General features: G+C 63.6%; 21 protein-coding genes and 1 pseudogene. 16 read left to right on the top strand and 6 right to left on the bottom strand.

Going from position 1 to position 22,599, the window contains the following annotated elements:
• Window positions 1-2: 2 nt before the first annotated feature.
• Window positions 3-896: a nickel transporter permease gene (gene nikC / locus FNJ84_RS19995; RefSeq protein ID WP_143794948.1), complete on the bottom strand. Its 894-nt coding sequence runs from the start codon at window positions 894-896 to the stop codon at window positions 3-5.
• Window positions 897-899: 3 nt separating this feature from the next.
• The gene (locus tag FNJ84_RS19990; RefSeq protein WP_143794947.1) at window positions 900-1,922 is read right to left on the bottom strand and encodes an ABC transporter permease; all 1,023 of its coding nucleotides are present in this window, start codon (window positions 1,920-1,922) and stop codon (window positions 900-902) included.
• 345 nt (window positions 1,923-2,267) lie between these two features.
• On the opposite strand from FNJ84_RS19990, the gene kdgD reads away from it, so the two are divergent.
• The gene (gene kdgD / locus FNJ84_RS19985) at window positions 2,268-3,170 is read left to right on the top strand and encodes a 5-dehydro-4-deoxyglucarate dehydratase (RefSeq protein ID WP_143794946.1); all 903 of its coding nucleotides are present in this window, start codon (window positions 2,268-2,270) and stop codon (window positions 3,168-3,170) included.
• Between the two features lie 36 nt (window positions 3,171-3,206).
• Here kdgD and FNJ84_RS19980 read toward each other — a convergent pair whose 3' ends face one another.
• Window positions 3,207-4,112 carry a sugar kinase gene (locus FNJ84_RS19980; protein ID WP_143794945.1) on the bottom strand — a complete coding sequence of 302 codons (906 nt, stop codon included), beginning with the start codon at window positions 4,110-4,112 and terminating at the stop codon, window positions 3,207-3,209.
• On the bottom strand, window positions 4,109-4,834 hold the full coding sequence (locus tag FNJ84_RS19975) for a GntR family transcriptional regulator (protein WP_255471329.1): 726 nt from the start codon (window positions 4,832-4,834) through the stop codon (window positions 4,109-4,111). The genes FNJ84_RS19980 and FNJ84_RS19975 overlap by 4 nt, the downstream gene beginning before the upstream one ends.
• Window positions 4,835-4,966: 132 nt before the next feature.
• On the opposite strand from FNJ84_RS19975, the gene uxaC reads away from it, so the two are divergent.
• From uxaC to FNJ84_RS19905, 14 genes are all read left to right on the top strand, one after another.
• Window positions 4,967-6,373, top strand: coding sequence for a glucuronate isomerase (uxaC, locus tag FNJ84_RS19970; protein WP_143794944.1), 1,407 nt, complete (start codon window positions 4,967-4,969; stop codon window positions 6,371-6,373).
• A gap of 23 nt (window positions 6,374-6,396) precedes the next feature.
• The gene (locus FNJ84_RS19965; protein WP_143794943.1) at window positions 6,397-6,702 is read left to right on the top strand and encodes a cupin domain-containing protein; all 306 of its coding nucleotides are present in this window, start codon (window positions 6,397-6,399) and stop codon (window positions 6,700-6,702) included.
• Between the two features lie 18 nt (window positions 6,703-6,720).
• A complete protein-coding gene (gene kduI, locus FNJ84_RS19960; protein ID WP_143794942.1) occupies window positions 6,721-7,545 on the top strand; it encodes a 5-dehydro-4-deoxy-D-glucuronate isomerase in 825 nt (274 codons plus the stop codon).
• Window positions 7,542-8,285 carry a 2-dehydro-3-deoxy-D-gluconate 5-dehydrogenase KduD gene (kduD, locus tag FNJ84_RS19955; protein ID WP_143794941.1) on the top strand — a complete coding sequence of 248 codons (744 nt, stop codon included), beginning with the start codon at window positions 7,542-7,544 and terminating at the stop codon, window positions 8,283-8,285. Before kduI ends, kduD begins: the two co-directional genes overlap by 4 nt.
• The gene (locus tag FNJ84_RS19950) at window positions 8,275-9,699 is read left to right on the top strand and encodes a mannitol dehydrogenase family protein (protein ID WP_221932017.1); all 1,425 of its coding nucleotides are present in this window, start codon (window positions 8,275-8,277) and stop codon (window positions 9,697-9,699) included. The genes kduD and FNJ84_RS19950 overlap by 11 nt, the downstream gene beginning before the upstream one ends.
• Window positions 9,699-11,222: a UxaA family hydrolase gene (locus tag FNJ84_RS19945; protein WP_143794939.1), complete on the top strand. Its 1,524-nt coding sequence runs from the start codon at window positions 9,699-9,701 to the stop codon at window positions 11,220-11,222. The genes FNJ84_RS19950 and FNJ84_RS19945 overlap by 1 nt, the downstream gene beginning before the upstream one ends.
• Complete coding sequence (locus FNJ84_RS19940) at window positions 11,219-12,604, top strand: alpha-galactosidase (RefSeq protein WP_255471324.1); 1,386 nt, start codon at window positions 11,219-11,221, stop codon at window positions 12,602-12,604. The genes FNJ84_RS19945 and FNJ84_RS19940 overlap by 4 nt, the downstream gene beginning before the upstream one ends.
• A complete protein-coding gene (locus FNJ84_RS19935; protein ID WP_255471323.1) occupies window positions 12,601-13,488 on the top strand; it encodes a carbohydrate ABC transporter permease in 888 nt (295 codons plus the stop codon). Before FNJ84_RS19940 ends, FNJ84_RS19935 begins: the two co-directional genes overlap by 4 nt.
• A 64-nt stretch (window positions 13,489-13,552) precedes the next feature.
• Window positions 13,553-14,407 carry a carbohydrate ABC transporter permease gene (locus tag FNJ84_RS19930; protein ID WP_363323870.1) on the top strand — a complete coding sequence of 285 codons (855 nt, stop codon included), beginning with the start codon at window positions 13,553-13,555 and terminating at the stop codon, window positions 14,405-14,407.
• On the top strand, window positions 14,407-15,540 hold the full coding sequence (locus FNJ84_RS19925) for an ABC transporter ATP-binding protein (RefSeq protein WP_143794937.1): 1,134 nt from the start codon (window positions 14,407-14,409) through the stop codon (window positions 15,538-15,540). The genes FNJ84_RS19930 and FNJ84_RS19925 overlap by 1 nt, the downstream gene beginning before the upstream one ends.
• Before the next feature lie 14 nt (window positions 15,541-15,554).
• The gene (locus FNJ84_RS19920; protein WP_143794936.1) at window positions 15,555-16,817 is read left to right on the top strand and encodes an ABC transporter substrate-binding protein; all 1,263 of its coding nucleotides are present in this window, start codon (window positions 15,555-15,557) and stop codon (window positions 16,815-16,817) included.
• A gap of 58 nt (window positions 16,818-16,875) precedes the next feature.
• Window positions 16,876-18,387, top strand: a complete 1,512-nt coding sequence (locus FNJ84_RS19915; RefSeq protein WP_185968614.1) for a glycoside hydrolase family 28 protein — start codon at window positions 16,876-16,878, stop codon at window positions 18,385-18,387.
• Complete coding sequence (locus FNJ84_RS19910) at window positions 18,377-19,441, top strand: glycoside hydrolase family 105 protein (RefSeq protein WP_143794934.1); 1,065 nt, start codon at window positions 18,377-18,379, stop codon at window positions 19,439-19,441. Before FNJ84_RS19915 ends, FNJ84_RS19910 begins: the two co-directional genes overlap by 11 nt.
• Window positions 19,431-20,804 (top strand): pectinesterase family protein, encoded by a 1,374-nt coding sequence (locus FNJ84_RS19905; RefSeq protein ID WP_143794933.1) that lies wholly within the window; start codon window positions 19,431-19,433, stop codon window positions 20,802-20,804. The genes FNJ84_RS19910 and FNJ84_RS19905 overlap by 11 nt, the downstream gene beginning before the upstream one ends.
• Before the next feature lie 494 nt (window positions 20,805-21,298).
• Here FNJ84_RS19905 and FNJ84_RS19900 read toward each other — a convergent pair.
• Window positions 21,299-21,999, bottom strand: a pseudogene (locus FNJ84_RS19900) (hypothetical protein).
• Window positions 21,996-22,241 (bottom strand): hypothetical protein, encoded by a 246-nt coding sequence (locus FNJ84_RS22490; RefSeq protein ID WP_255471321.1) that lies wholly within the window; start codon window positions 22,239-22,241, stop codon window positions 21,996-21,998. Before FNJ84_RS22490 ends, FNJ84_RS19900 begins: the two are co-directional and overlap by 4 nt.
• A gap of 39 nt (window positions 22,242-22,280) precedes the next feature.
• Here FNJ84_RS22490 and FNJ84_RS22485 point away from each other — a divergent pair, with 39 nt between their 5' ends.
• Window positions 22,281-22,532, top strand: a complete 252-nt coding sequence (locus tag FNJ84_RS22485; RefSeq protein WP_255471320.1) for a hypothetical protein — start codon at window positions 22,281-22,283, stop codon at window positions 22,530-22,532.
• Window positions 22,533-22,599: the final 67 nt, after the last annotated feature.

The following is a 22,599-nucleotide window of genomic DNA, read 5'->3' as shown; positions in this document are numbered from 1 at the left end:
GCCTATCTCCGGTTCATCTGTTTCGGGTCAAGCGCATCGCGCAGGCCGTCGCCCAGCAGGTTGAAGGCCAGGCTGACCGACAGGATCGCGAGGCCGGGGAAGGTCACCAGCCACCAGCTGTCGATCATGTAGCGCCGGCCGGTGGCGATCATCGCGCCCCATTCGGGCATCGGCGGCTGCGCGCCAAGGCCCAGAAAGCCAAGCCCCGCAGCGGTCAGGATCACGGTCGCCATATTCAGCGTCAGCCGGATCAGCACCGAGGGTAGGCACATCGGCACGATGGACCGCCAGATGATCCGCGCCGGCGACGCGCCCTGAAGGCGGGCGGCGGCGATGTAATCGGCCTTGCGGAAGGTCAGCGTCTCGGCCCGGGCCAGCCGCGCGATGGGCGGCCATGAGGTCAGCGCAATTGCGATGATCGCGTTGTTCAGGCTGGGACCAAGTGCCGCGACAAAGGCCATCGACAGGATCAGCGAGGGGAAGGACAGGAAGATATCGGTGATCCGCATCATGACCGTGTCGACGCGCCCGCCGAAATAGCCCGCGACAGTCCCGAAAAGCAGCCCGATCGGCCCGACGACGATGGTCACCAGAAAGATCACCGTCAGCGTGATCCTCGCGCCATAGACGAGACGCGAAAAGATGTCGCGGCCCAGCTCATCCGTGCCGAAGAAATGCGCGGCGTTCGGCGACTGCAAGGCGTTGTTCAGATCCTGCGTGATGGGGTCCTGCGTCGCGATCAGCGGCGCGAAGATCGCCACCAGGATCAGAACCGCCAGCACGATGAGCCCGAACAGCGAGGTCGGCTGTCTGGCCAGAAAGACTAGGATGTTCCGGGTCGCGGTCAGGAATTGCGGCGTCCGGTGGGCGGGGGCGGTCGGATGTGCGTTGGTCATGGCCTACCTCGTCCTGGGGTCGAATACGCGGTAAAGGATATCGGACAGGATATTCAGCCCGATGAAGATCACGCCGACGATCAGCACGCAGGTCATGACCGCGTTCATGTCGCCGATCAGCAGGTTCGAGGTCAGGTATTGCCCGAAGCCCGGCCAGGCGAAGACCGTTTCGATCAGCACCGCGCCTTCCAGCAGCGCGCCGTATGCAAGCGCCACGATGGTCACAAGCTGCACCCGGATATTGCCGAAGGCGTGGCGCCAGATGGTCTGCCGCCGGCTCAGGCCCTTGACCCGCGCGGTGGTGATATATTCCTGATTGATCTGGTCCAGCATGAAGCTGCGCGTCATCCGCGTGATAAAGGCGGCGGATGAATATCCCAGCAACAAGGCCGGCAGGATGATATGGTTGATCGCCGACCAGAACACATCCCATTGCCCGGCAAGCACGCTGTCGATCAGCAGGAAATTCGTGCGCTCCGGCACCATGCCGATATAGAACTGGCTCATCCTTCCCGATCCGCCGACCCAGCCAAGCCCGGCATAGAAGATCAGTAGGGCGATCATCCCGGTCCAGAAGATCGGCATCGAATTGCCCAGAAGGCTGATGATGCGGATGACCTGATCGGGCCAGCGATCCTTGTTGACCGCCGCGATCACGCCAAGCGGGACGCCGACGCCAGCGCCGATGATGATGGCGAACGTGGCCAGTTCGATCGTGGCCGGAAGCACGCGGGCGATATCCTGAAGGATAGGCTGGCCGGTGCGGATCGAGGTGCCGAAATTCAGCGTCAGCACGTCACGCATGTAAAGCATGAACTGCTGCCATAGCGGCTTGTCGAAGCCCAGTTGGCGATAGACGTTTTCATAGACCTCGCGTGTCGCATCCTCGCCCACGATGGCGCGGACCGGGTCGGCAGGCATCATGCGACCGATCACGAAGGTCAGGACCAGAAGCCCGAACAGCGTCACCAGAATCGAAAGCGCGCTCCCGGCCAGGCTGTTCAGGCGCAGTTTTCCTGCGGGCATGTCCCCCTCCCGATGATTCGACTGTCCGTTCAGTCCGAAATATGCACCATAGTTGTTATACAGATATGATTCTGTCAACAGCGAGTTTGCTTCGGCCCTGGAAATGGGGCAAGTATGATCGCAACGATCTGTTGTATAACGGAAAATTTTCATCTCTGTGCAACTTTTCATGCCAATTTGTCGGGATTTTGCGCTGCTGACGTTATCGAATTCGTCACCGTTCAGTTCGCAAGATGTCAGCCAAGGCGCAAGATGTATTGACAGAATTGGCGCCAAGTTGTCATACAGCTTACGCGCGGCCGATCGACTGCCGCGAGTCGTATCAGCACAAGGACCTTTCCTCAGATGGACCCGCAACAGATCAAGGCCGCCCTCGGATCGGGGCTTCTTTCCTTCCCCGTGACGCCTTTCGACGACGAAGACCGCTTTGCCCCGGATGCCTACAAGGCCCATGTCGAGTGGCTGTCCGGCTTTGACGCGCCGGTCCTGTTCGCCGCCGGCGGCACTGGCGAATTCTTCTCGCTGGCGCCGCAGGAAATCCCCGCCATCGTCAGCGCCGCTAAGGAGGTTGCCGGCAAGACCGCCATCGTGTCCGGCTGCGGCTATGGCACCGCGATTGCCACCCAGATCGCGCGCGATGTCGAAAAGGCTGGCGCCGACGGGATCCTGCTGCTGCCGCATTACCTGATCGACGCCCCGCAAGAGGGTCTCTATCGCCACGTCAAGGCGGTTTGCGACGCCACCGGCATGGGTGTCATGGTCTATAACCGCGACAATGCGGTGCTTCAGCCTGATACGCTCGCGCGCCTGTGCGACGAGTGTCCGAACCTCGTCGGGTTCAAGGACGGGACCGGCGATATCGGGCTGGTCCGCCATATCACTGCGAAAATGGGCGACCGGCTTATCTATCTGGGCGGGATGCCCACCGCAGAGCTGTTCGCCGAGGCCTATCTTGGCGCCGGCTTCACCACCTATTCCTCGGCCGTGTTCAATTTCGCGCCGGCGCTGGCGAACCGCTTTTACGCAGCGCTGCGCGCCGGCGATCGGGCAACCTGCGAGAGCATCCTGAACAGCTTCTTCTATCCCTTCATGGCGCTGCGTTCGCGTCGCAAGGGCTATGCGGTGTCGGCGATCAAGTCGGGCGTCAGGCAGGTCGGCTTTGCGGCCGGTCCCGTTCGCGCACCGCTGGACGATCTGACGCCCGAGGAAGAGGACATCCTGAAAGCCCTGATCGAGGCGCATAGCTGATCGCGTGACCGTCCCGTCCCAGTTCAGGGGGCGGGGCTATTCCGTCGCCAGCTCGGAAAGCGCCCCGTACTGACCGATCACCCGCGCCGACAATGCGGCGCCGCTGGTGACGGCCTCCTCGGCGCTGTGTCCCGCAAGATGGGCGGCAAGGAAGCCAGCATTGAAGCTGTCGCCGGCGGCGGTGGTGTCGACGACCTTTGCTGCGGGCTGGACCTTGCTGATGAACTCGCGCCCGTCATGGGTCACGAAAATATCTCCGGGGCCGTTCTTGACGACAACATAGCCCGCGCCCGCATCGGTATAGCGCCGCGCGGTCGCCCGCGGATCGGCATCGCCGAACCAGGTCGCCTCGTCTTCATAAGATGGCAGGACGATATCCGACACATGCGCGAAGTCCATGATCGCACCCGTCATTTCCGCGTCGCTTTTCCACAGGCGCGGCCGAAGGTTCGGATCGAAGACGACGGTGCCGCCACCGGCGCGGAAGTCCGACAGGATGCCGGCCAAAACGGTGCGGTCGTCGGGCGGCAGGATGGCGATGGTTATGCCAGAGAGATAGGCGATATCGGCGCCGCTCAGCGCAAGGCGCAGCGCCTCGGCATCCTGCGCCATCGCCCGCGCGGCACTTTCGTCGCGCCAATAGGCGAAGCTGCGTTCGCCATGATCCAACTGGATCAGATATAGCCCGACCGTGCGGTCCGGCCGGCGCTGGATATGGGTTGTGCCGATCCCGGCATCTTTCAGAAAGCCAAGCATCTGATCCGATATTGTATCGGTGCCGACGGCCGTCAGGTAATCGACCTGCCCGTTATCGCCCATCAACCGGCGCAGATACCAGGCGGCGTTCAGCGTATCGCCGGCAAAGCCCAGCCCATACTGGCCCTGCGCCGCCGTGGGTGACAGCTCGACCATGCATTCCCCGATCGCGACGATGCGCTTCATGCCTTTGTATCCACGAACCAGTCATGATTCTGCGTCTTGATCTGGGCGATCAGCACGTCAATCCGCGACAGGTGCCGCGTCATCGCTTTGGCTGCGGCATCTGGGTCTTTCGCGGCAATCGCGCTGTGGATCTGGATATGTTCCTGCAGCGCAAACTGCTGCGAATTCGCGCTGAGCGACAGCATTCGCACCCTGTCCATATGCGCCTTGTGATCGTGGATCAGATCCCAGACATAACCGTGGCCCGAGCGCGCGCAGATCGCGCTGTGGAAATCTTCGTCCAGACGGTGAAACAGCGCCGCATCGCCGCTTTCGGCCGCAGTCCTTTGCTGGTCGATCAGCGATTTCAGTGCGGCGATATCTTCCGGGGCCAGCACCTCGCAGGCGGTGCGGACCATCTGCACCTCCAGGGCAGTGCGGATGAACCGCGCGCGCTGGATCGCCTCTTCCGAGATCAGGCTGACCATGGTGCCGCTTTGCGGGCGAATCTGCAAAAATCCCTGCCGTTCCAGGCGCTTGAACGCCTCTCGCACGGGCTGGCGCGACACACCAAGGCGCTTGGCGATGTCAGCCTCGCTGATCTTGGTCAGGGGCGGCAGTTCCAGCCGCAGGATCCGCTCTTGCAGAAGTCTGAACACCTGATCCGCGACCGAGGGGCGGGTAGGTGGTGTGATCGTCGGCAGGTCCAGCCCGGCCTCATCATAGGTCACAGTCGTCTGCACGCGCCCACCTTTCCTCCATCTCACGTCACCATCTTAGCAACTAGGATATTATTTGACAAGACGGATACGCGAACCTAGGATATTAGTTGTCAGGTCGTGAAGCCGACCGACGATTCGCCGTTTGGGGGAGTGATGGCAATGCTGAGCGAAGACCGACTGTTTCCGGCCGATCCTGCGACCCGTGCCATTGCGCGCGACCTTTACGCCGGCATCAAGGACCTGCCGATCATCAGCCCGCATGGGCATACCGATCCACGCTGGTTCGCCGAAAATCAGCCTTTTCCCGATCCGGCCCAGCTTTTCGTGACGCCTGATCATTACGTCTTCCGGATGTTGCATTCGCAGGGCGTCCCGCTTGAACAACTGGGCGTGCCCCGTGCCGATGGCGGTCGGACCGAGACGGAATCGCGCAAGATCTGGCGTCTGTTTGCCGATAATTTTCATCTGTTCCGCGCCACGCCCTCGCGCATGTGGGTCGAACACGCGTTTCAGAACGTCTTCGGCATCACCGACCGATTTTCGGGCGCGACTGCCAACAAGATCTATGACCAGATCGCCGATTGCCTTGGGCGTGAGGAATTCCGCCCCCGCGCCCTGTTCGAGCGTTTCAATATCGAGGCGATCTCGACCACGGAAAGCGCACTTGACGATCTGAAATGGCACAAGATGATCCGGGACAGCGGCTGGGGCGGCAAGGTGGTGACGGCCTATCGCCCCGACGCCGTGGTCGATCCTGAATTTGACGGTTTTGCGGCGAATGTCGAAAAGCTGGGCGAACTGGCGGGCGAAGATGCGACGACCTGGGCCGGTTATCTGGCCGCCCATCGCAACCGCCGCGCCTTCTTCAAAAGCTTCGGCGCCACCTCCAGCGATCACGGCCATGCGACCGCCCGGACCGAGGATCTACCGCAGGATCAGGCCGCGAAGCTGTTCGACAAGGCGCTGCGTGGCGCCTGCACGCCCCAGGAAGCCGATGCCTTCCGTGGCCAGATGCTGACCGAAATGGCCCGGATGAGCCTTGATGACGGGCTGGTCCTGCAAATCCACCCCGGATCGGCGCGCAACCATTCGGCCGAGATCATGGCGCGGTTCGGTCGCGACAAGGGCTGCGATATCCCGACGCGGACGGATTACGTCAATGCGCTGCGGCCGCTGCTGAATGCGGTCGGCGGGCGGTCCGATCTGACGGTGATCCTGTTCACGCTGGATGAAACCAGTTACTCGCGCGAACTTGCGCCGCTGGCCGGCGTCTATCCGGCGCTGAAGCTGGGGCCGCCCTGGTGGTTCCATGACAGCTATGAAGGGATGATGCGTTTCCGCGAAATGGCGACGGAAACTGCCGGCTTCTACAACACCGTCGGCTTCAATGACGACACCCGCGCCTTCTGTTCGATCCCCGCGCGCCATGACGTCGCGCGCCGGGTCGACTGCGCCTTTCTGGCCAATCTTGTCACCACCGGCCGACTGGACGCGGATGAGGCGCCCGAGGTCGCGCATGACCTGACTTACCGGCTTGCCAAGGAAGCCTATCGACTGTGACCGCCCCGGCGGAGGAGGAGAACATGACCTATCCCATCGTCCCGACCGACCCCGGCGTGACCCGGCAGGTTCTGGCGGAAAACCCCGACATGATGGTCGTGGCCTTCCGTTTCGACAGCGGCGCGAAAGGCGCGCTTCACAATCACCCGCATGTGCAATCGACCTATGTCGAGGCCGGGCGCTTCACCTTCTTGCTTGATGGTGCCGAACACGAATTGGGGCCGGGCGACAGTCTGGTGATCCCATCGCGCGCGCAGCACGGCTGCATCTGCCACGAGGCGGGGACGCTGATCGACACCTTCACGCCCCGCCGCGACGATTTTCTTTAATTTGGAAAGGCCCGAGACATGCTGAAGACCCAGACCCGCCACGCCATTGATCCCGCCACGGCGAAGACGCTGGATACCGATCAGCTTCGCGATCATTTCCATGTCGGCGGCCTGTTCAAGGACGCCGAGATCAACCTCGTCTACAGCCATTACGACCGCCTGATGCTGGGCTCGGCCGTGCCGGCGGGCGGCACATTGGTGCTGGATCATGTGCCGGAAACCGGCACGCCGTCGGTTCTCGACCGGCGCGAGATGGGCGTGCTGAATATCGGCGAAACCGGCACGGTCAGCGTGGGCGGGCAGGATTACAGCCTGGAAAGCGGCGAAGTGCTGTATATCGGGATGGGCGCGGGCCCGGTCAGCTTCTCTGGCGCGGGGCGGTTCTATATCCTGTCGGCGCCGGCGCATCAGACCTATCCGACCAAACTGATCAAGCTGGCCGATGCCCGCCGGGTCGAGCTTGGCGCGCGCGAAACCGCGAACGAACGCGTCATCATCCAGTTCCTGCATCCCGAGGTCTGCCAGACCTGCCAGCTTCTGCTGGGCTATACGCAATTCGTCGAAGGCTCTGTCTGGAATACCATGCCGGCCCATTTGCACGACCGTCGGATGGAAGCCTATCTGTATTTCCAACTGCCCGAAGGTCAGCGCGTCTTCCATTTCATGGGCGAGCCGTCGCAGACCCGTCATATCGTCATGGCCAATGAAGAAGCCGTGATCTCGCCGCCCTGGTCGATCCATTCGGGGGCCGGCACCTCGTCCTATACCTTCTGCTGGGCGATGGCCGGCGACAATGTCGATTTCGCCGATATGGATATGGTCGCGATGGAGGATTTGCGGTGACAAACCCCTTCTCGCTTGAAGGGCGCCGCGCCCTGGTGACCGGCGCCAATACCGGGATCGGTCAGGCCATTGCCGTCGGGCTTGCCGCTGCCGGTGCCGAGGTGCTGTGCGCCGGGCGCCGGGCCAGCGACGAGACCGTGGCCATGGTCAGGGATGCGGGCGGCCGTGCGGATTCGGTTCTGGTCGATTTCGCCGACCCGATGGCCGGACAGGGCCTGTTCGACGGGCAAGGCATCGACATCCTGATCAACAATGCCGGCATCATCCGCCGCAACGATGCCGTCGAGTTCACCGAAGAGGACTGGGACGCGGTGATCGACGTCAACCTCAAGGCGCTGTTCTTTACCACGCAGGCCTTCGCCAAGGCCGTTTTGGCGCAGGGTGGGCAGGGCGCGGTGGTGAATATCGCCTCGCTTCTTTCCTTTCAGGGCGGGGTCCGGGTGCCGTCCTATACGGCCGCGAAACACGGCGTTGCCGGGCTGACCAAGTTGCTGGCGAATGAATGGGCGGCGAAGGGCATCAATGTCAACGCCGTGGCGCCCGGCTATATCGTGACCAATAATACCGAGGCCCTGCGCGCCGATCCCGCGCGCAGCCAGGCCATTCTCGACCGCATCCCCGCCGGTCGCTGGGGCGAGGCCTCGGATATTGCGGGGGCGGCGGTTTATCTGTGCACGCCGGCCGCCCGCTATGTCCACGGCGCGATCCTGAATGTCGATGGAGGCTGGCTTGCCCGCTGATCGCCTTTCCCCCTCTGGCGGCGAACGCCCCGCGACCGGCATCGTCCATCTGGGGCTGGGCGCGTTCTTTCGGGCCTTTGGCTGCGTCTATATTGCTGATGCGATGGCGGCCTCGGGCGGGGAATGGGGGATTGTCGGGGTCTCGCTGCGCAGCCCCGATACGCGCGACGCGCTGGCGCCGCAGGGCTGGACCTATCATTCCGTATCGCTTGGGCCGGACGGCGAAACCGCGCGCCGAATCGAGGTGCTGAACGACGTGCTCGTCGCACCGGAAAACCCCGAAGCCGTGCTGGCGGCGATGGCCGATCCGGGCGTGAAGATCGTGACGCTGACGGTGACGGAAAAGGGCTATTGCCACAATCCGGCGACCGGTGCGCTGAACATGGATCACCCCGATATCCGCCACGACCTGACCGCGGCCGCGCCGGTTTCGGCCATCGGCTATCTGGTCCGCGCCCTGCAACGCCGCCGCGATGCGGGACTTCCGCCCTTTACCGTGCTGACCTGCGACAACCTGCCGGAAAACGGCAAGCTCGTGCGCGGGCTGGTGCTGGACTTCGCGCGGGCGCTGAATCCGGCGTTGGCCGGTTGGATCGCGGCCGAAGCGCGCTTTCCCTCGACCATGGTCGATCGCATCACCCCGGCCACGACCGATGCGGATATTGCCCGCGTGTCCGAACTGACCGGCACATATGACGCCGCGCCGGTGATGCACGAACCCTTCGCGCAATGGGCGATCGAGGATGATTTCGTGGCCGGCATCCGCCCCGATTTCGCCGCCGCCGGGGCCGAGATGGTCGCCGACGTGACCCCGCATGAACATATGAAGCTGCGGATGCTGAACGGCACCCATTCCTCGCTGGCCTATACGGGCTTTCTGGCGGGACACGAGACCATTGCCGACACCATGGCCGATCCGGTTTTCGCCGACTATGCGCGGCGCCTGTGGTCCGAGATCGTGCCCGCCGTGACCGCGCCCGAAGGTGTCAGCCTGAACGACTACGCCGAGGCGCTGTTCCAGCGCTATGAAAACCCCGCCATCCGGCATCGCACATGGCAGATCGCCATGGATGGCAGCCAGAAATTGCCGCAGCGCATTCTGGGCACGCTGGAGGCAAATCTGGATGCCGGGCGCGACTCGCCGGGACTGTGGCTCGCCGTGGCGGCGTGGATGCGCTATGTCGGCGGTCTAGGTGAAGCAGGCCAGCCCATCGACGTGCGCGACCCGCTGGCGGCAAAGTTGCGCGCCCTGTCCGACGCCGCCGACACGCCCGCAGACAAGGTCGCGGCGCTTCTGTCTGTGCGCGAGGTCTTTCCCGAAAAGCTGGCCGAACGCCTGCGTCTGCCGGTGACCGCCGCCGCCGAACGACTGTGGTCCCTTGGTGCGCGCGCTGCAGTGGAGGAGCTGGTCTGATGTCCGCAGCGCTGATCCTGCAGGAAAATGACAATATCGCCGTCCTGACGGCGCGCGCGGCGGCCGGCGATGACCCGCTTGGCCTTGGCGCGCCGCTGGAAAAGCCGGTCGCGGCGGGCCACAAGATCGCTCGCGTGGCGATTGCTGCGGGCAGCCCGGTGCTGAAATTCGGCCAGTTCATCGGCACCGCCAGCCAGAACATTGCGGCGGGCGAACATGTCCACGCGCAGAATTGCAGCTTTGCCAATCCTGAACAGGATTACGCCATCGGTGCCGATCTTTCGCTGGCCGAGGGTGCCGTGCCGAAGGCCGATCTGCTGAGCTTCATGGGTTATCAGCGTCAGGACGGCCGCGTGGGCACGCGCAATTACGTCGCCCTTGTGGCGACGGTCAATTGTTCCGCCACCGTGATCCGCCGCGCAGCGGCAGAGATCGAGGCCAGCGGGATGCTGGACGCCTATCCGAATGTCGACGGTATCACCGCCCATGCCCATGGCACCGGCTGCGGCATGGCCGCAAGCGGGCGCGGCTTCGACATCCTCGACCGGGTGCTTTGGGGCTATGCGACACATCCCAATGTCGGCGCGACGGTCTTTGTGGGCCTTGGCTGCGAGGTGATGCAGATCGCCCGGATGCAGTCCCATTTCGGCGATGCCGGAACGGAACGGTTCCACGCCCTGACCATTCAGGACACCGGCGGCACCCGCGCCACTGTCGACGCGATCAAGGCCCGCGTGGCCGAGATCCTGCCACTGGTCAACAAGGCGACGCGCAGCCCTCAGCCCATGTCGGCGCTGCGCGTGGCGCTGCAATGCGGGGGCTCGGACGGGTTTTCCTCGATCACCGCGAACCCAGCGCTTGGCGTCGCCAGCGACCTGATCGTCGCGCAGGGCGGCACCGCGATCCTGTCCGAAACACCCGAGATTTACGGCGCCGAACAGTTGTTGCTGCGCCGCGCCGGCACGCCCGGCATCGCGCAGAAGCTGATCGAGCAGATCCGCTGGTGGGAAGGCTATGCCGCGCAGAACGGCGGCTCGATGGACAATAACCCCAGCCCCGGCAACAAGCAGGGCGGCATCACCACCATTCTCGAAAAATCGCTGGGTGCGGCGGCCAAGGGCGGCGCCACGCCGCTGCGGGCGGTCTACGATTATGCCGAGCAGGTGACGGTGCCGGGATTGGTCTTCATGGACACGCCCGGCTACGATCCGGTTTCTGCGACCGGCCAGATCGCGGGCGGGGCGCAGATCGTGGTCTTCACCACCGGGCGCGGATCGGCCTTCGGATCGAAACCCGCGCCGACGATCAAGCTGTCGACCTCGGACCGGCTGTTCCAGCAGATGCCCGACGACATGGACCTGAATGCGGGCGATATCGTGTCTTCCGGCGTCAGCATCGCCGACAAGGGCCGCGAGATCTTCGACGCGATCCGCGAGACCGCCTCCGGCCGCGTCACCAAATCCGAGGCCCTGGGCCTTGGCGACAACGAATTCGTCCCCTGGCAGATCGGAGCAGTGATGTGAGCCAGCGCCCTGTTACCATCGCCTATATCGGCGGCGGCTCGCTCAACTGGGCGACCAAGCTGATGGCCGATCTGGCCCATGACACGACGCTTGCCGCGCATGTCCGGCTTTACGATATCGACCATGCGGCGGCCGCGCGCAATGCGCTGATCGGTGCCCGTTTCGCAGCGGCCTCGAAGGGCAGTCCCGCCTCCTATGAGGCGGTGCCGGTGCTGGCCGATGCGCTGGCGGGGGCGGATGTCGTCGTCGTCTCGATCCTGCCGGGCGGGTTCGAGGATATGGCGCAGGACGTGGATATCCCGGCGCGTTACGGCATCCGGCAGGCGGTCGGCGACACGGTCGGTCCCGGCGGCTTCATCCGGGCGCTGCGGGCGGTCCCGATGATGGCGCAGATCGCGCAGGACATCCGCGATCACGCGCCGAAGGCCTGGGTCTGCAACCTGACCAACCCGATGAGCGTGCTGACCGGCGCCATGTATCGCGCCTTCCCCGAAATCCGGCTTTGGGGCGAATGCCACGAGGTGACCAAGCTGCGCCATCAGGTCGCCTGGATCGCCAATCAGCAGGCCGGAAAGGCGCAGTACAGCCATCGCGACGTGATGGTGAATGTGCTGGGGATCAACCATTTTACCTTTGTCGATGCGATCGGTCTGGACGGGCGCGACATGCTGCCGGCGTACCGCGCCTTTGCGCAGGCGCATGCCGAGGCCGGCTGGTCGCCCCGCCCCAAGGATCCGGGCAGCGAGCATGACACCTGGTTCATGGACGATGCGCGGGTGAAGTTCGACCTTTACCGCCGCTTCGGCATTCCGGCGGCGGCCGGGGACCGGCATCTGGCCGAATTCATGCCGCAATCCGATTATCTGGACGGGCATGAGGGCTGGGGCTTCACGCTGACGCCTGTCAGCTATCGGATCCGCGACCGTCAGCAGAAACGCGAACAGGCGGCAGCGCTGGCGGCGGGGCAGGGCACGCCCTTCGCCGACCGCTCGGACGAGGCGCTTGTCGATCAGATCAGGGGTCTGATGGGCCTTGGCGACTTCACCAGCAATGTGAACCTGCCGAACCGTGGCCAGATGGACGGGTTGCCGCAGGGCACTATCGTCGAAACCAACGCGCTGTTTTCATCGCTGGGTGTGACGCCTCTGGTCGCCGGACGCCTGCCCGCGCCGCTGCTGCGGATCGTCGCCGATCACGCCGCGCGCCAGACCGCGCTTCTGGATGCCGTCATGGCTGAAAGCTGGGGCGACCTGTTCGCCCTGTTCCGCACCGATCCGCTGATCGCACCGCTTTCGGACGCCCGCGCGCGCGAAATGTTCGTCGAGATGGTCCGGGCCACCGCCCGCCATCTTCCACAGGAATTGCAAAGGGAGGTTGCATGATGGGTGGTGACAACCGTTTTCTGGGGATGGCCTATGTCTCCCCTTACATTATCGGGTTGCTTGTCTTTACCGCATTTCCGTTTCTGGCTTCGCTTTATCTGTCATTCACGGATTACGACCTGCTTTCGACCCCGAAATGGGTCGGGTTGGACAATTACGAGCGTCTGTTCACACGCGACCGGACCTTCGACAAATCGCTGAGCGTGACGCTGTTCTACGTCTTCATGACGGTGCCGCTGAAGCTGGCCTTCGCGCTGCTGGTCGCGGTGGTGCTGAACTACAAGCTGAAGGCGATCGGGTTCTTCCGCACCGCCTATTACGTGCCCTCGATCCTCGGCGGCTCCATCGCCATCGCGGTGCTGTGGCGCTATATTTTCGCGGAAGCGGGGCTGGTCAACATGATGCTGACCGGGCTGGGCTTTGAGGCGGTGAACTGGTTCGGCGATCCGCAGAACGCGATGTTCACGCTGGTCCTGCTGCGCTGCTGGCAGTTCGGTTCGGCCATGGTGATCTTCCTCGCGGCGCTGCAATCGGTCGACAAATCGCTGTACGAGGCCGCCGCAATCGACGGTGCGAACAAGTGGCATGTCTTCCGCTACATTACCGTGCCGCTGATCACGCCGGTGATCTTCTTCAACCTGATCATGCAGACGGTGCAGGCGTTTCAGGAGTTCAACGGGCCCTACATCATCACCAATGGCGGGCCGCTGAAATCCACCTATCTGCTGCCGATGTATATTTACGACAAGGCCTTCAAAAGCTTCGACATGGGTTATGCCAGTGCCATCGCCTGGATCCTGTTCGTCATCATCATGGTGCTGACCGTGGTCGCGTTCTGGTCGTCGAAGAAGTGGGTCTATTACGCTGGCGACAAGAGGAGCTGAGGGTATGGTCGATATTTCAAACATCCCGTCCTATCCCGAAACCGGCCGCACGCCGCCGACGGAAATGGAACTGAAGCTGAAGCGCCAGGAACGGCGCGGGGCGATCATCCGCTATACCATCCTGACGGTGATGGGGCTGATCATGCTTTATCCGCTGATCTGGATGGTCGGCGCGTCCTTCAAGACCAATGCCGAGATCTTCTCAAGCCCGTGGTTCTTTCCGAAAGAGCCGACCGTGCAGGGCTATATCGACGGCTGGAAGACGTCGACGCCTTATACGTTCGGGCATTTCTTCCTGAACTCGCTGTATATCGTCATCCCGAAAATGATCGGCACGGCGATATCCTCGGTCATCGTCGCCTACGGCTTTGCCCGGTTCGAATTTCCCGGCAAGAAGATCCTGTTCGGGATCCTGATCGCGACGCTGCTGCTGCCCGATGTCGTCACCCGCATCCCGCAATACCTGCTGTTCCGCGAACTGGGCTGGCTGGATACCTATCTGCCGCTTTTCGTGCCGCAATGGTTCGCGATGGAGGCCTTCTTCGTCTTCATGCTGATCCAGTTCATGCGCTCGATCCCGCGTGACATGGAAGAGGCTGCCCGCGTCGACGGCGCCAATACGCTGCAGGTTCTGTGGTATATCGTGGTGCCCATGATGCGGCCGGCCATCATCTCGGTCTGTCTGTTCGTCTTCATGTGGACGATGAACGACTTCCTCGGCCCGCTGATCTATATCTCGTCGGTCGAGAACTATCCGGTCAGCCTTGCGCTAAAACTGTCCATCGACGCGACCGAGGCATTCGCCTGGAACCAGATCCTTGCGATGACGGTGCTAGCACTGACGCCATCGCTGGTCGTGTTCTTCATCGCTCAGAAATATTTCATCGACGGCATCTCGACAGGGGGGGTCAAGGGATAATGGCTGAACTTCAACTCAAATCCGTGGAAAAGGTCTATGGCAGCGGCTTCAAGGCTGTGCATGGCATAAACCTGACGGTCGAAGACGGCGAATTCATGGTTCTCGTGGGTCCGTCGGGTTGCGCCAAATCGACCACGCTGCGCATGATCGCGGGGCTGGAGACGATCACCGGCGGCGAGGTCCGCATCGGCGAACAGGTCGTCAACGATCTGGTGCCGGGCAAGCGCGGCATCGCGATGGTGTTCCAGAACTATGCGCTTTACCCGCATATGAAGGTGCGCCGGAACCTGTCCTTCGGCCTGAAGCTGAAGAAGGAACCGCAGGCGCAGATCGAACGCGCCACAGACGAGGTTTCCGGCATTCTGGAGATCGAGCAATTGCTGGACCGGCTGCCCAAGCAGCTTTCGGGCGGTCAGGCGCAGCGGGTCGCCGTCGGGCGCGCGCTGATCAAATCGCCCGAGGTGTTCCTGTTCGACGAACCCTTGTCGAACCTCGACGCCAAGCTGCGCGCCTCGATGCGGGTCCGGATCACCGATCTGCACAAGCGCCTGCGCGAGGAGGGCCGGCCGGCGACCGTGGTCTACGTGACCCACGATCAGGTCGAGGCGATGACCATGGGCGACCGCATCTGCGTGATGAAGGACGGCCATATCATGCAGGTGGCCGACCCGGTGACGCTGTATGAACGCCCGGCCAACGCCTTTGTGGCGGGGTTCATAGGGATGCCGGAAATGAACCTGGCGCCCGCCGTTCTGACCTTCGACGGCGTGCCGAAGATCACCCTGGCCGGCCAGACCATTTCCATCGCCGACGGGCTGGCCGAACGGCTGACCATGCGCGACGGGCCGGTGACATTCGGCATCCGCCCCCAGCATATCGAGCCGGTGCCGCTTGGCACGCCCGATGCGCTTGTGGGCAAGGTTCATAACCTGGAATTCATGGGCCATGAGGTAAACATGTATGTCACCATCGGCGATACCGACTTCATCTCGGTTGTGCCCACGGATCGCTTCGATCACGCCGTGACGCGCGGCTCTGAGGTCGCGTTGCGGCCCAACGGCGCGCGCGTGCATCTTTTCGACAAGGACAGCGGAGAGAATATCTCGCTTGCCGATCAACAGACGCAGAACTGACAGGGAGGAATATCATGGGCTGCATCAGGACAATCATCGCTGCCGCATTGGCCACGACCGCCATCGGCAATATCGCCAATGCCGAAGAACTGCGGATGAGCTGGTGGGGCGGCGACAGCCGTCACAAAGCGACGCAGGAGGCGCTGAAGGTCTGTGGCGAAAAGCTTGGCCACACCATCAATCCCGAATTCACCGGCTGGGACGGCCATTTCCAGAAGGTCGCGACCCAGCTTGCCGGCGGGACCGAGGCCGATATCATGCAGATCAACTGGCCCTGGCTGCCGATCTTTTCCAAGGAAGGCACCGGTTTCGCGGACCTGAACGATTTCGCCGACACCATCGACCTGTCGCAATGGTCCGCGGACGAACTGGCCTCCTCGACCCGCGACGGGCATCTGAACGGGCTGCCGGCATCCGTTTCCGGACGGTTGTTCTTCTTCAACAAGACGACCTGGGACAAGGCCGGCCTGCCGCTTCCGACCACCATGGAAGATGTGATGGCCGCCGGCCCGATCTTTGCCGAAAAGCTGGGCGACAACTATTACCCGCTGGAAGGCACCGGGCTTGATGCCTCGCTGATGATCCAGATGATCGTGACCCAGCAGACCGGCAAATCCTTCATCAACCCCGAAACCAACGAGGTTCAGTGGACCGCCGACGAGCTGAAGGCCGGTATCGACATGTATCAGGCGATGCTCGACAACCACGTCCTGAAATCCTGGCCGGATATGGCGGCGGCGGGAAACGTGCCGCTGTTCGAGAATGCTGATTGGTCGAATGGCATGATCGGCGGCAGCTATCAGTGGGATACGACCTATTCCAAGATCAACGATCCGCTAGCCGATGGACAGGAACTGGTGGCCGTGGGCCTTCTGCGTGTCGATGGCGCACAGAATGACGGGGTTTACCGCAAACCCTCGATGGTCTTCTCGATCTCGGCCCATTCCGACAAGCAGCAGGCCGCCGCCGAGGTGCTGAACTGCCTGCTCAACGAACCCGAAGGCATTGCCGCGATGGGCTCGGAACGCGGGGTGCCCTCGTCCGATGTGGCGGCGGCGCAATTGCTGGCCGATGGCGGGATCGAGCAGATCCAGGTCGATGCGCAGGACATGGTGATGGCCGCCGAGGCGCCCGCCATCAGCGCCTTCAACGAAGATCCCGATGTCCGCGCTGGGATCGAGGATACGCTGGAGCTTTATGCCTATGGCGAGATCGACAGCACCGAGACCGCTGACGAAATCCTGATGCTGGTCAATGAGGCGATGGAAGACAAGTAAACCGTCGGGCGGCGCCGGTTGGCCCGGCGCTGCCCACTTGCCGCTCAAGGATAATCCCATGCCCGATTTACACGCCATCGCCGTGACCGCGCGGACGGCGGTTCTGATGGTCGATGCCGATCGCTGCCGTTATCACCTGACCGATCCTGTGGATTGGGTGCTGAACGACGGCGCTGCGCAAGGTCGGACGGCCATCGTGCCGTTGTTTCTGGAAGGGCTTGAGCCCGATACCGAACACCGGCTGGATATCGCCGGAAGCAGCCTGACATTTCGCACACGCCCCTGCGCCGGACTGATCGACGCAACCGATCACGGCGTGTCGGCCGGCGCACGCGACAATGCGGCGGCCTTCGCGGCGGCCATTGCGGCCGTGCCGAAAGGGGGCACGCTGATGCTGCCGCCCGGCCGTTATGCCAGCGGCCCGATCTTTCTGAAATCCGACATGACGCTGTATCTGCCCGAGGGCGCGCGGATCGACGCGCTCGGAGATCGCAGCGAATGGCCGATCCTGCCCGAACATGACGGCGAAGGTCGCGTTATCGGGACGTGGGAAGGGCTGCCCGCCGCCTGCTTCGCCTCGCCCGTGACCGCCATCGGCTGCGACGGGCTGACCATCACCGGACGCGGCGTGTTCGACGGCGGCGGCGACCGGGGCGACTGGTGGACGTGGCCCAAGGAACGCCGGCAGGGCGCCTATCGCCCCCGAACGCTGTTTCTTGCCCATTGCCGCGATCTTGTGCTGTCGGGCGTGACCGTCCGTAACTCGCCGTCATGGACGGTGCATCCGTTCAACTGCCACCGCGTGACAGCCGCCGCGCTGCGCATTGAAAACCCGGCCGACAGCCCGAATACCGACGGTTTCGATCCCGAAAGCTGCACCGATCTGGAGCTGCGCGGCCTGTCGATCAGCGTTGGCGACGATTGCATCGCGGTGAAATCCGGCAAGCGCGGCACCGGCGACGACACCCGCGCAGATCACATTGCGCCGACCTGCCGCATGACCATCGCCAATTGCCTGATGCAGGACGGCCATGGTGCCGTGGTCATGGGCTCCGAGATGAGCGGCGATATCACCGATGTCGAGATCGTCCGCTGTGAATTCCGTGGTACAGACCGGGGCCTGCGCATCAAGACGCGCCGGGGCCGGGGCGGGAAGGTGGCGCGCATCGCCATGCGCGACGTGACCATGGACGGCGTCGGCACGGCGCTGGCCGTCAATGCCTTCTATTACTGCGATGCCGACGGCCGCTCTGACGCGGTGCAATCGCGCCGGCCCGCGCCCGTGGACGACACGACCCCGCAGATCACCAACATCACGGTTCAGGATGTCAGCCTGACCGGCGTCCGCCACGCCGCCGCCGCTTTCCTTGGCCTGCCAGAGGCGCCGCTGACCGGCATTCGCCTCTCTGGCATAGGTGTCAGCTATGACGATGCAGCCGAACCGGGCGATACGCTGATGGCCAGTCACCTGCCGCGCATCCGTCACGGCGGGATCCTGCATCGCTTTGCCACGGTCGAACTCGACGCCGCGCTTCGCCCCTTGTTGCAGGAGCTTCACGATGTTGAATGACTATATCGACGATTACGTCACCCGCTATCAGCCCTATAAGGGTGGGGCATGGTGTTACGAGGACGGCTGCATCTATCGTGGCCTCGAACTGCTGCACCGCGAAACCGGCGAGGCGCGCTGGCTCGACCACCTGCACCGATTGGCCGATGCCCAGATCGGCGCGGATGGCAGCCTGTCGGGCTATAATCTCAGCGACTACAATATCGACAATGTCCTGCCCGGCCGCGCGCTTCTTTATCTGCATGAACTGACCGGCGAAGCGCGCTATCGCACCGCTGCCGACCTGCTGGCGCGGCAATTGGCGACCCATCCGCGCACGCGCTCGGGCGTCTATTGGCACAAGCTGCGCTATCCTTGGCAGATCTGGCTGGACGGCATCTATATGGGCCAGCCCTTCCGCATCGCACATGCGCAGCTGACCGGCCAGCACGAGGCGGTGCAGGATTCGCTGCGCCAGATCGACACGGCACTTCAAGTGCTTCTCGATCCCGCGAACGGGCTTTACCGCCACGCCTATGACGAGGCGCGCGAGCAGCCTTGGGCCGACAAGACAACCGGCCAGTCGCCGGCCTTTTGGGCGCGGGCGATCGGCTGGCTGGCCATGGCTCTGGTCGATGTGGCCGACCTGGTCGGCGATGATTTCGCGCCATTGCGCGGCCGTACCGAGGACCTGCTGGATCGTATCCAGGCGCTGCGCCAGCCGGGAGGTTTGTGGTTGCAGGTCATCGACCGGCCCGATCTGGCGGGGAATTATCAAGAGACCTCAACCTCGGCCATGTTCACCTATGCACTGCTACGAGGCGCCCGGCTGGGCCTGAGCGCGCCGCCAAAGGAATTGGCGCAGACGCTGATGTCGCAGGTGGTGCAGCCAAAGGCGGGCGGCGGTTTCGAGATGGTCGAGATTTGCGAAGTCGCGGGACTCGGCATGTTCGAAGGCCGTTTTCGCGATGGCAGCGCCGAATATTACCTGACCGAGCGCCGGGTTGCCGATGATGCCAAGGGCGTCGGCCCCCTGATGATGGCGGCGGCGCTGGCGGGGCGTGATGCGGCCTGAACTGACCGAAGCGCAGGCCGCGGCTTTCACCCGCGATCAGGTGCTGGGCCATACCGGGAAAGCCGGCGATGACCGCGCCGATCCCTGGTCGCCGGGGCGGATGATCGCCGGGGCGCTTACGCCCGATCTGGTCGTCGGGCAGGGCGGACATGCAAGCGTCCAGCAGGCTGTGAACGCGGCGATAGCGCTTGGCCGGACCGGGCGGGTCTTCATCGGGATCGCGCCCGGCACCTATCGGGGGCTGGTCTATCTGCCCCGGCTGCCCTTCGCGCTGACGCTGTTCGGTCTGGGGACGGTCCCCGCCGATGTCCAACTGGTTGAGAATATCGACGCCGAAATGCCGGGCGAGGAATATCGGCAGCGATTTGAGGGCCAGTTCGCCACGTCCCCCGCGCCCGTGACGACGGTCTTTGACCGCATCGCCCGGATGGAAAAGATCACCACGGCACATGCTTCTGTCCTGCGGGTGGAAGGCGATGATACCCAGCTTCTGAACCTGGCCATCCGCAACAGCTATAACGCCGACCGCGACCAGCCGGAATCGACGGTGAAAAACGCGCAGGGCCAATATCGCAAGGGCCAGCATCAGGCCGTGGCGCTGCTCGTCGCTGGGGCGGACCGGGTGCAGTTGCAGGATGTTGCTCTCAGCAGCTTTCAGGACACGTTGTACCTTCAATCGCCGCGCAAGGGTGTCACCGTCCGGACCTGCCTGACCGGTTGCGAGATCGAGGGCGACGTCGACTTCATCTTCGGCCAGTCGACCGCGTGGTTTGAAAACTGCGTGATCCGATCGCGTGGAACACGCGCGCCGCAGGCCTGGGCCGTGGCGCCCAGCACCGATTTGCGGACGCGCTATGGGTTCGTCTTCAGTGGTTGCGACTTCACGCATGACGGCTCGGCCGCGGCACTGGCTGGCGGGTTCCGGCTGGGCCGGCAATGGTTCGAAGGGGTCCGGGCGACGCCTTACGGCCGGTCGCCGTTGCCGGGCTATCGCTGTGATCTGGGCGAGGTTTCTGCCTATGTCCCGCCGCGAGGCACGATCAGTCGCGCGACGCTGCAATCCGTCGGCAAATGCGTGATTCTGAATTCGCGGATCGGGGCACATATCGACCGGAATATGCCTTGGGACAGCTGGACTGGACCCGACTGGAACCCGCGATACCGTCCGGCGCAATATGTCGCCGGCGACATGCTTCGAGAGCTGTCGGATTGGCTGGCGCAACAAGCGCTGAACCTGGCCGATATCGAGCCCGAGATGATCTTTCTGGCCGAATTCCGCAACGATCACCGTGCCGCTGCGTCGTCGCCCGGTGGTTCGCAGGACGCGAGCGCGAGGTTTAACGGGGCCAAGCCTCCGGGTTGATGATTGGCGTGCGCGGTTCGGGGGCATCCCAATGCGATCTTGCGAACATAGGTCAATCCAGTTGGTCCGGCGACACGTCAATGCAAAGGCGCGGTCCATAGGGCGGGGTAGTCCTGTGGTTTGGGTGGCTTCGGGCGAGTGGATCCCGGCTGGATTCCACAGGTGTGGATTCCGGCTGGATTCCGCAAACTGGATTCCGGTGGATTCCGATTTGGACTCCAGGGAATCCACCCTGCGGCAGCGCTCAAATCCTTGTTTTATTGTTCGAAACAGCGCTCTGACGGCTCAAGTGGATTCCGGGTGGATTCCCCGGTGAAATTGCCTGACGCTGGCAAACTTCTGCGCTGCGCCCCCCCGAATACGGACAGCGCCGGGGAGGAACCACGGCAGGGGGGGTGTGCGGCGGTGATGGGAGGCGAAGAGGGGCTGAGGCAGCCATTTCTTCGGGCAGCAATCTTCGATGCTCGGGTTATGAGTCAAGAGGGGCACGAATGTCAAACTGTTTTGTTGCCGGTCTGTTCGCAGCTCGCAGGACGCGCCCACGGCTGCTGTTTCGGCATCGCATCCGTCACGTCGATTGTCCGCAGCATGCCACCGGCGCACAGCCCTGCGCACACCCAGTCCAGCGCCAGCCACCATTGTGCGTAGTGCCGATGCGCGGCGGCGATCTGGTCGGGATGCGGTGACCAGGTGATTGGGCAGGCGCGCAGCTCGACCGTCCGCCACTTGCCGCGCGACAGCACACGGGTCGTGCCGACCGCGATAGTGATCGAGCGTTCGCCATGCTGGTTGCGCTTCGTCTCGACCGGCAGGCAGCGCGGCACGGCGCCCGGCATCCAGTCGGACGTCATCCCGGGCGGGAAAGTTCGGCGATGCGGATCGCCATGCGCAACCCGCCAAGCGAGGACGGCAGGCCCGCGACACAGGCCGCAATCACCTCGGCGTCTTCGTGGGTCGAGCTGTCTGGCTTGTAGTGGCCACCATCGATCCGGCAGCCCAGCGCGGCGCGTTGCATCAGCACATATTCGAGGCCGAAGCCGGGCCTGTCGGCGTTCTCGCTGTCTGGCGGCTCGGGCAGCTCCAGCCGGGCCTTTTCGGTGCGAAACGCCCATTCCAGCGCCTGCTGGACGCCCTGCGCGCGGCGGGTGCGGTTGCCGGTGGCGCTGCGGTTCGGGAAGCGGGAATGGATGCTCATGCTACTCCCCGCGCCCTGAGCCGTTCCGCCGTGACCAGGCCGCGTTCCAGCATGGCATTGCGCACCGTGTTCGAGATGGCGTTGGAGGGCAGGTAACCATCGCCGTTCACCAGCCCGGCGTAGAAATCCGCGATCTCGTCCATGCTGGCGCGCGGCGCGTCTGCAGGCTTGCTGCCGCGCTTCCGGCGTTTGTCTCCGTCGGCGGGTTTTTGGGCCTCGGCCGTCCGCGCGGCCCGTTCCATGGACCTGTCCAGTGCCCTCGGCCCGTCCGGCGGTTCGGGATGGCGCTCGCGGCTGTCGCGCGCCACGGCGACGATCCGATCCTCGGTCAGGCCGAGATCGGTGATCCAGCGGCGGACATGTTCGCGCGGCGGCCAGCCCTGCCACCAGCCGGGGAGGCTGGCGTCGGCTTTGAGCCCCAGCGCGTCGAGCAGCTTCCCGAAAAACTCTTCAAATCGATCATCGCGCGCTCTGTAAGCGTCGCCTGTGCCCCACCTTCCGCATTTTCACGTGACCTGAGATTTCGCGCCTGATGGAGATTGGGCGGGAGTTTCGCGATGGCGACTACGGTGGAGTTTCTCAGGGACTATGGGGTGGACA

Origin of the sequence: Paracoccus sp. M683 (assembly GCF_007096355.1) — a bacterium.
GTDB lineage: Bacteria > Pseudomonadota > Alphaproteobacteria > Rhodobacterales > Rhodobacteraceae > Paracoccus.
Note: the sequence above shows the minus strand (reverse complement) of the source record. Positions and strands in the feature narration are given on the sequence as shown.

Bases quoted from the DNA above. Each gene is read 5' to 3' on its own strand.
- nikC (WP_143794948.1), bottom strand. From the start codon at position 896: ATGACCAACGCACATCCGACCGCCCCCGCCCACCGGACGCCGCAATTC.
- FNJ84_RS19990 (WP_143794947.1), bottom strand. From the start codon at position 1,922: ATGCCCGCAGGAAAACTGCGCCTGAACAGCCTGGCCGGGAGCGCGCTT.
- kdgD (WP_143794946.1), top strand. From the start codon at position 2,268: ATGGACCCGCAACAGATCAAGGCCGCCCTCGGATCGGGGCTTCTTTCC.
- FNJ84_RS19980 (WP_143794945.1), bottom strand. From the start codon at position 4,112: ATGAAGCGCATCGTCGCGATCGGGGAATGCATGGTCGAGCTGTCACCC.
- uxaC (WP_143794944.1), top strand. From the start codon at position 4,967: ATGGCAATGCTGAGCGAAGACCGACTGTTTCCGGCCGATCCTGCGACC.
- FNJ84_RS19965 (WP_143794943.1), top strand. From the start codon at position 6,397: ATGACCTATCCCATCGTCCCGACCGACCCCGGCGTGACCCGGCAGGTT.
- kduI (WP_143794942.1), top strand. From the start codon at position 6,721: ATGCTGAAGACCCAGACCCGCCACGCCATTGATCCCGCCACGGCGAAG.
- FNJ84_RS19945 (WP_143794939.1), top strand. From the start codon at position 9,699: ATGTCCGCAGCGCTGATCCTGCAGGAAAATGACAATATCGCCGTCCTG.
- FNJ84_RS19935 (WP_255471323.1), top strand. From the start codon at position 12,601: ATGATGGGTGGTGACAACCGTTTTCTGGGGATGGCCTATGTCTCCCCT.
- FNJ84_RS19930 (WP_363323870.1), top strand. From the start codon at position 13,553: ATGGAACTGAAGCTGAAGCGCCAGGAACGGCGCGGGGCGATCATCCGC.
- FNJ84_RS19925 (WP_143794937.1), top strand. From the start codon at position 14,407: ATGGCTGAACTTCAACTCAAATCCGTGGAAAAGGTCTATGGCAGCGGC.
- FNJ84_RS19920 (WP_143794936.1), top strand. From the start codon at position 15,555: ATGGGCTGCATCAGGACAATCATCGCTGCCGCATTGGCCACGACCGCC.
- FNJ84_RS19915 (WP_185968614.1), top strand. From the start codon at position 16,876: ATGCCCGATTTACACGCCATCGCCGTGACCGCGCGGACGGCGGTTCTG.
- FNJ84_RS19910 (WP_143794934.1), top strand. From the start codon at position 18,377: ATGTTGAATGACTATATCGACGATTACGTCACCCGCTATCAGCCCTAT.
- FNJ84_RS19905 (WP_143794933.1), top strand. From the start codon at position 19,431: ATGCGGCCTGAACTGACCGAAGCGCAGGCCGCGGCTTTCACCCGCGAT.
- FNJ84_RS22490 (WP_255471321.1), bottom strand. From the start codon at position 22,241: ATGGAACGGGCCGCGCGGACGGCCGAGGCCCAAAAACCCGCCGACGGA.
- FNJ84_RS22485 (WP_255471320.1), top strand. From the start codon at position 22,281: ATGGCGCTCGCGGCTGTCGCGCGCCACGGCGACGATCCGATCCTCGGT.